The sequence below is a fragment of the Streptomyces flaveolus genome (genome assembly GCF_000716535.1).
In the GTDB taxonomy this organism is placed as follows: domain Bacteria; phylum Actinomycetota; class Actinomycetes; order Streptomycetales; family Streptomycetaceae; genus Streptomyces; species Streptomyces flaveolus_A.
Genome location: NZ_JNWV01000166.1, coordinates 1 through 366, shown reverse-complemented (window position 1 = coordinate 366; position 366 = coordinate 1). Strand labels below are relative to the sequence as shown.

At 74.3% G+C, this 366-nt stretch carries 1 protein-coding gene; it reads left to right on the top strand.

What is annotated here, in order from left to right; translation table 11 throughout:
- Positions 1-20: 20 nt before the first annotated feature.
- Positions 21-366 (top strand): AMP-binding protein (locus tag OO52_RS45680; protein ID WP_324608341.1); only part of this gene is annotated, 346 nt, incomplete at its 3' end.

Here is a 366-nt window from a genome sequence, read left to right as displayed (position 1 = left end):
CCTCCCGGCCGATCGGGCGGATGGATCTGTTGTCCGCGGAGGAGCGGGCGGCGGTGTTGGCGGGGCCGGCCGCTGTGGTGCCGGCTGCTGTGGTGCCGTCGGGGGTGACGTTGCCGGAGTTGTTCGAGGCGCGGGTGGCGGCGGCGCCGGGTGCGGCGGCGGTGGTGTGGGAGGGTTCCACGCTGTCGTACGGGGAGTTGAACGAGCGGGCGAACCGGCTGGCTCATGTGCTGGTGGGGCGTGGTGTCGGTCCGGAGGACGTGGTGGCGGTGGCGCTGCCGCGCGGCGCGGACCTGGTCGTCGCGGTCTTGGCGGTGCTGAAGGCGGGCGCGGCCTACCTGCCGCTTGATCCGGCTTATCCGGCGG